Raw genomic sequence first — 7686 nt, 5'->3', positions numbered from 1 at the left:
TACTGTAATGATTCTGGTTTTATTATAAGTGATCATCCGAACATGATATTACATCTATATTCGAGCGTTCGGGCTGGCTAATATAGGAAATAAAAGCAACTCCTGCTGCTTGAACTTTAGGATCTGCTGCATTATTAATCGTTCCAGCCCAACCAATAGCTGCTGTAAAAGGGGCATGATTTACCCCATTAATTGCAAACGGACAGGTGAATTTATCGCACTGTACCAATTCTCCAGTCTCCCAATTGAGGACTTCAGTAGACCCCGGCATAATAGTTGTACCAAACTTATCTTTAACCTTTGAGCTTGGTAAGAGTGCCAATGTTCCAATATCTCCATGGTCCATTGATAGGGCACAACGACCTGCAACAAAGGCTTGACGACCGTCATTTAACCCCCACTCCATTTCATCAGGAGCGCCATATTCATTGGTTGCTTTGTAAATATCGAGAGCTTTAGCAAAAGCAGCATTATTCGTCATGGGTTTCATTGTATTGGGATTGAAGAAAATCCCCTGTTTGGTTCCCTGAGACTGCAAAAGAGAACCTGCGATCGACCACATTGCCCAATAGGTAACATTTCCCGGCTTTTTTGCCAAGCAAGATCCATAGTCTGGTTCCCCATCATCATTTAAGTCTTTGCCATGAAAATACTTAGCAATTTTGAGATAATCATCCCAAGTCTTGGGTGGCTCAAATCCTGCTTCAGCTAGTAAATCTGCTCGATAATACATGAGGTGATAGTTGCCATCAATGGGAATCGCGTAGATTTTATTGGCATAAACGGGACCGTATTCCTGAAAAAATGGTGCAATATCGTTCCATGCTAAACTTGAATCTTCATTCACATATTCTGTTAAGTCTTTGAGGTAACCAGATTCAATATAGTCTGGCATCCAATTTGAAGTCATAATCATAACATCGTATTGATTGCTACCCGTTGTCAGATCCTGCAAAATTGTTTGATATAGTTCGGAATAGCCAGCACTCTTAACCGTAATCTTTGCCCCTGTTAGTGCTTCAAATTCCTCGGCTCGCTTTTCCACAGTCGCAGCAACAGGTTTACTGAGGGATATTACATGGAGATCAATTCCATCAAATTTCTTTGATGGGGATAGAGAAGTTTTTGGTGATGCCGAAGATTCGTCTTGTTCAGTTGGTGATGTTGTTTTGCACCCAACAGCGAATACACTTAAAAAAAGTGTCACCAAAAGCAGAGAACGAATTTGAAAAATCGGCAATTTACTACAGATTACAGAAATCCAGAAAAAAATATTATTGTTCATTGTTCTATCTTGATTATTGAAATTTTTTAGTTGGTAAAATATTTCGATCATATCCTTTGATATTTGATAATAGATTCAATTTTATTATTAACAGGACTAAAGCTATGAGAACCCATAAACCCGGTTTCTCGTAGAAACCGGGTTTCTTTGCCTAAATCCTGATTAATTTTTTGGCAAACTAATCGTAAACTCAGTTCCTGTTCCTAATTCTGAAATACAAGTAATTTTACCTCCATGTTTTTCTTCTACAATTTGCCGAGAAATTGATAAACCTAAACCTGTTCCTTTACCCACTCCTTTTGTAGTAAATAAATGACCGAATATTTTGTCTTTAACTTCCTCACTCATACCCATACCATTATCTCTGATTTTGATCATTACCTGCTCTTGTTCTTGGTCAATTTCTGTAGTAATCGTAATCTGATTCGGTGCTGCTTGAATTTCGTCGAAATTTTTCCCTACATTACTTTCATCTAAAGCATCAATTCCATTAGCAATTAAATTCATAAAAACTTGATTTAATTGCCCTGGATAACAGTTAATTTCTGGCAAATTTCCATAGTTTTTTACTACTTGAATTTCAGGGCGAACTTCATTAGCTTTGAGTCGGTGTCGGAGAATTAATAAAGTGCTATCTATACCATCATGAATGTTAAATTTAGTTTTTGCTATTGTATCAGTACGAGAAAAACTTCTCATAGATTTACTAATCTCCGTAATCCGTTTTGTTCCTGCTTTCATTGACTCAATTAATTCTGGTAAATCTGCTCTCAAATAATCTAATTCTATCTCTTCAATTTTGTTTTGAATTGTTTGACTATTATGTTCAAATCCTTGTTCATAAAGTTGTAACAAATCCATTAAATCCTGAACGTATTCAGTGGCATAATCTAAATTACCTCCAATAAACCCAACAGGATTATTAATTTCGTGAGCTACCCCCGCAGTTAATTGCCCGATGGTTGCCATTTTGTCGCTTTGAACAAGTTGTAGTTGGGTTTGCTCTAATTGTTGGGCATAATTCTGAGATTCTTGATAGAGTCTGGCGTTTTCTAGGGAAATTGCTGCTTGAGAGCAAAGTAAACTTAATACTTCCACTCTTTCCCTAGTAAATGCTCCTGATAATTGATTATTTTCTAGGTAAAGAATGCCGATGGTGTTACCGCGATCTATTAAGGGTAGACATAAAACAGACTGGGGTTGGTGTTTTTGGATATAAGTATCACTAGCATAAACATTGTTGTTACTAGCGTTATCTAGAACTAAAGGCTTTTGCCTGTGCTTGACTTGGTTGACAATACTTAAAGGTACTGAATCACTACTTGCCACAGTCTGAGATGTGCATATAGAAACTTCTTTGTCAGTAACCAGAGCTGTCAGCATTAATACTGAGTCTTGAAGCAAGAGCAAAGCCACGATTTCGGCTCCGGCATTTTCTTTTACTACTTGCATTAAATTGACTATTGCTCCATCTAAGGATATATCTTTTGAGAGGGTGCGGGATGCTTTCATTAGAGTAGCTAAGTCTAAGATTTCTCCTGCTCCTGTTGAAGTTGGAGAAATTGTTCCTTGAGTTAAACTGATGAGAGTATCACTGGAGATCAAACTAAGTTTTTGCTTTTCTAGAATGGGTATCAGCAGATGAGGATAGCGCTTTTCTAAGTCGTCAGTTTTAGCTTTTGCACCCCAACGGGCGTAGCAATAGTAGGCTTCTTGCATATAGGTAGCAGCAATTTTTTCTTTACCCCAATCAAGGTAGAATTTGGCGGCGAGTTCGTTAGCTAGGGCTTCTTCTTGGATGTATTCGTTTTCCTTGGCTCCAGCAATAGCGCTATCATACAGTTCTATTGCATGGGAGAGCTTGCCTAATAACCGCATATTTTCAGCTTCTACCAATTCGTATTTATGTTGAAAATTAGCAGGTGAAAATTTTGCCCAGGTTTTGAGCTGTGTCTGATTTTCCGCAATACGATCGCGCTGTTGCGACGTTAAGTATTTTTCGGATAGTAAAGCCAGACTGTAATAAAAATGATATTCTGAGAGATAAAGCGTTCCCCTAGAGGCTTGTCGATATTGCCAGCCGTATTCTGCTGCTGATAATGCTTTTGGGATATTTCCAAATAAGTAAGCTAGTCGCGTTTGCGCTTCGTAGAAACAGAAAACCAAAAACACAATATTACTAGCCTGCCATTGAGGTAAACACTTTTGTTCATCTAAGATCGAGCCTTGTAGAGATTGCGGATCGTCAGTTTTTCCCAGCAGATTGACAACAACTTGTGCATAGATCCGCAGGAAGCCTTCGTTAAATTCTGATTTCGCTTTAACAATTTCTGGAAGATAGCGTTCTTGCGTCTGGCAGACAGTTTCAAGGAAGTTGCCGCCATAAAATAAATAATTGCAATAGGCAACAACACCATAAAATGCATATTCTAAATCGCCATTGTCAAATCCAGTTTGAATAACTTCAGGAAGGGCAGCAATTGATGCTGAAAGATGCTCTTTCCATGGTCGAATGAAGACATTAAACATTTCTCTGACTTTGGTAGCAAAAGCACGGGCGTTAAATTGTTCTAAAAGTAGTATAGCGAGTTTGCCGAATTCGTATCCTGCATCAATTTCATCATAAACGCCACACAAAAGCGCTCCATACCAAACGTAAGCTGAAGTTGCGAGGGGAGAATTGCCAAATTTCATACATTGTCGAACTGTATGAAAAACGATTGCCGGATACAACGTTGGATTAGCAAGATAAGCAGCAGAGGTTGCATTGGTCAGGATACGAATTGCTGCCAGTTTACCCTCATCCTCAAGCTGTTCGCAATTAGCAAGATTGGCAATTTCTTCTGTTGGCAAATTAATTTCCTGGCGAATGGATGAAATTTCTGCTTGGATATTTTCCACTCCTTTAGGGATATTAATCTCTAAAAGTTCGAGGACATCAATAGCCTGAGAAATTGCTTCATTCATTTGATTTTGGTTAATTTTAAAAAGAATTTGCAATTCATAAACTTTCACCCGCTCTAGTAGTGTTTTGCTATATTTCAAAGTTTCCTCTGCCAGTTGCTTGGCTATAGGCAAGTTATAACAGAGATACTCAGCTTCAATAGTGGTGATCGCTAGTTCAAAACATAGAGAATAATTGGTTTGCCAGCTTTCTGAAGAAAGGAAACTTTTGCCAACGTAGCAATAACGAAGACTAGCTTCATAGGCAGCTGAAACCTTGGCTTTTTGGCTTGCCTGAAGATTTAATCGCGCTAATTCCTCACGCTCCAATTTTTCAACAATTAAATCGCAACCAATATTGAGATGGTTGACAATGCTAAAGAGGCGAGTTTCTTGCTGGCTTTCTGGCAGATTTTGCCAAAGTTGATGACCGATTTTGAGGTGGGTTGCTTGCTTCTGGTATTCAGAAATTAAAGAATAAGTAGCCTGTTGAACGCGATCATGCAAAAAACGATACTGAGCATTTTCAGTATTTTGGTTATTGCCACTAGCATCATTACGGCTTAGATAAAACTTATAAACTTCACTTTGAGGTAGTATAAAACCCTCTTGTAAAGCTTTCCACAAACTATCTGCTGTATCTTCTTTTGACTTCTCATAAACTATTGCCAAAGTAGCTAAATCAAACTGATTTCCAATACAAGCCGCTAATTTCAAAACCTCTTGAGTTTCTGTGGGCAATTTCTGCAACCGCCCCGCCATAAACTCTACCACATCATCAGTAAGTGCCCTTTGCCTCACTTCCGTAATATCACACTCCCAATACCCCACTTTCACATTAAAACTAATCAATTCATCTCCATGCAAACCCAACAGAAACTGAGTCGTAAAAAATGGATTTCCCTTCGTCTTCTGATACACCAACTCCGTTAATGGTTTCGCCATCTCCCCATCACAACTTAGAGTATCTGCTACCAAATGATTAATATTTGCCTCAGACAAAGGTGTTAAAGTGATAGTGTTAATCGTTGCTTCTGCTTTCCTCATTTCATCCAGGGTTAACATCAACGGATGGGCAGGAAATACCTCATTATCCCGATATGCCCCTATCATTAACAAATAGGAATTAGAAGCTTCACTCACCAACAGTTTCATCAAATTCAGAGAAGCCGAATCTGCCCACTGCAAATCATCTAAGAATATTACTAAAGGATGCTCTTGGGCGGTGAAAACTTGAATAAATTTACCAAACAGTAAATTAAAACGATTTTGGGCAGCACTTCCTGATAATTCTGGCACAGCAGGTTGATTACCAATTATTCTCTCTAGCTCCGGAATCACATCAATAATTACTTTTCCATTTTCTCCGACTGCATCCAGGATTTTATCTTTCCATTCCTGTAGTTGAGCATCACTTTCACTCAATAATTGCCCCATTAAATCTCGCAGAGATTGCACCAATGCAGAGAAAGGAATATTACGATTAAACTGGTCAAATTTTCCTTTGATGAAATAACCCCTTTGCTTGACAATAGGTTTGTGAACTTCGTTGACAATTGCTGTTTTTCCAATCCCAGAGAAACCTGCCACCAATATTAGCTCTGAACTTCCCCTTTTTCCAAGGGGGGATTGAGGGGGGATTGCTACTCTCTCAAATGCTGCCAATAACTGTTGAACTTCTGCGTCCCTGCCGTAGAGTTTTTCTGGTATAATGAAGCAATAGCTTATATCCCTACTTCCAAGTTCAAAAGCCTCTATTTTTCTTTTTTCTTGCCATTGTATCAAACATTGTTCCAAGTCGTATTTTAAACCCAAGGCACTTTGATAACGGTCTTCGGCATTTTTTGCCATCAGCTTGAGGACGATATCTACCAGGGCACTCGGTAGTTCAGAGTTTAGTGTAGGAGGAGTTTTTGTGATATGACAATGGACTAATTCCATTGGATCGGTAGTTTCAAATGGTAATTTTCCGTTTAACATCTCAAAAAATGTGACACCCAGGGAATAAAAGTCACTACGATAGTCTATGCCTCGATTCATGCGTCCAGTTTGTTCGGGAGAAATATAGCCTAGAGTTCCTTCTAATACATTAGGAGTTTGAATGGTGGGAGTTTCTTTTGGTAACAGGGTGGAAATACTAAAATCAATGATTTTTACTTGTTGAGTTTCAGGATTAATTAGTATATTTGATGGTTTAATATCTTTATGAATAATTCTATTTTGATGCAATTTGTCAATAATTTCAGTTATTTTAATAGCGATGTCTATAAATTGCGATATGTCTAAAGTCGGAGGCGAAAAATTTTGATAATATTCATCTAAAGAAATACCGCCAAAATCTTCCATGATTAGGGCATAGCTATTCTGATAACGTTCCAGAGCTAATGGTTTGACAATACCTTCTATTTGGAGATTTTTGGTAATAGTATATTGATTGCGAAACTGAACTAATTCGTTAAAGGAAGGAAACTCAGTTCGGAGCAGTTTAATGATAACAGGTTGAAAATTTGATTTATTCTGTCCGCGATAGACAAGTGTGCGACTGCTTTCATGGATGTTGTCGCTGATTTCATAATTATTTAGGGATGTTACAATTATGCTCATAGCTATTTTATTAATTTTATTTAAACATTTTATCAATCAAAGCATCAGATTTTCTGATTCAGAATTAAGGCATTTGCTCAATCAGCGTTGCGGAAATTTGTAGGAGCAATCCCTTCTGTCTATAGAATCTGGTTATAGAACCCATTTGGCATCTATTTAAAATTAGAGACAGGACTTATATCATGTCCGGATAATTAGTGATAAAAAAACTTTCTCCTTCTTTTCTTATTTCTTCCCTCCTGGATTCTGACTCCTGACTCCTTAGTAGTTTATTTATAACTGTTCAACCGGACATGATATTACGCAAAGGTACTATATATAGAGCCTTGGTGCGTTAAGGTAGCAGTAACACGCCCTACCAATAGCGTTAATGCGTAAGTCCTAATAGATTGAGATTAGGGTAGTGGGGGAGTGGGGGAGTAGGAGAGATGATGAAGTAAGTTAAAAAAATTCTACCTTTTTCCTCTATTCTATAATTCTCCATCTCCTGACTCCTGACTCCTGACTCCTTTGCCAAAAACCCTTACCTTTGCGGAGATACCAAATGGGTTCTATATAGTATATGTTGATAATTCGGCGTTGCTGAATAAATGTATGATATTCAGGAGTTAGGGGTTAGGAGTCAGGAGGTATAAAAGAGTTTTTTGCTTACCAATGCTGGTTTTTAGACATAATTTGTCGTTAATTAGAAACTCTTAAAATATCTGAAAAATATGAAACTCATATTTTTGTATTTCATATTACTTGTCCAGACTGGGGTAGAGACGGCGCGAGATATACCTGTTTGTAGCATTCTTTTTTCGTAGTGGTATAACTTCTGACTTCTGTAAAACCGTATAACTGTTCAGTTATTT

At 37.9% G+C, this 7686-nt stretch carries 2 protein-coding genes; both read right to left on the bottom strand.

The annotated features are described in order from the left end of the window. Positions 1-22: 22 nt before the first annotated feature. Positions 23-1285: an ABC transporter substrate-binding protein gene (locus ACP6PL_RS30760; RefSeq protein WP_426549173.1), complete on the bottom strand. Its 1263-nt coding sequence runs from the start codon at positions 1283-1285 to the stop codon at positions 23-25. A 162-nt stretch (positions 1286-1447) separates the two neighbouring features. Then, positions 1448-6832 carry a trifunctional serine/threonine-protein kinase/ATP-binding protein/sensor histidine kinase gene (locus ACP6PL_RS30755; RefSeq protein WP_426549172.1) on the bottom strand — a complete coding sequence of 1795 codons (5385 nt, stop codon included), beginning with the start codon at positions 6830-6832 and terminating at the stop codon, positions 1448-1450. Positions 6833-7686: the final 854 nt, after the last annotated feature.

The sequence above is a fragment of the Dapis purpurea BLCC-M126 genome (assembly GCF_050015975.1).
GTDB lineage: Bacteria > Cyanobacteriota > Cyanobacteriia > Cyanobacteriales > Microcoleaceae > Trichodesmium.
The sequence above is the reverse complement of the archived record's forward strand: the minus strand, read 5'-3'. Positions and strand labels throughout refer to the sequence as shown.

What these genes read in the sequence shown, in the direction of transcription:
- ACP6PL_RS30755 (WP_426549172.1), bottom strand. Translation starts at nt 6,832, where the DNA reads ATGAGCATAATTGTAACATCCCTAAATAATTATGAAATCAGCGACAAC.
- ACP6PL_RS30760 (WP_426549173.1), bottom strand. Translation starts at nt 1,285, where the DNA reads ATGAACAATAATATTTTTTTCTGGATTTCTGTAATCTGTAGTAAATTG.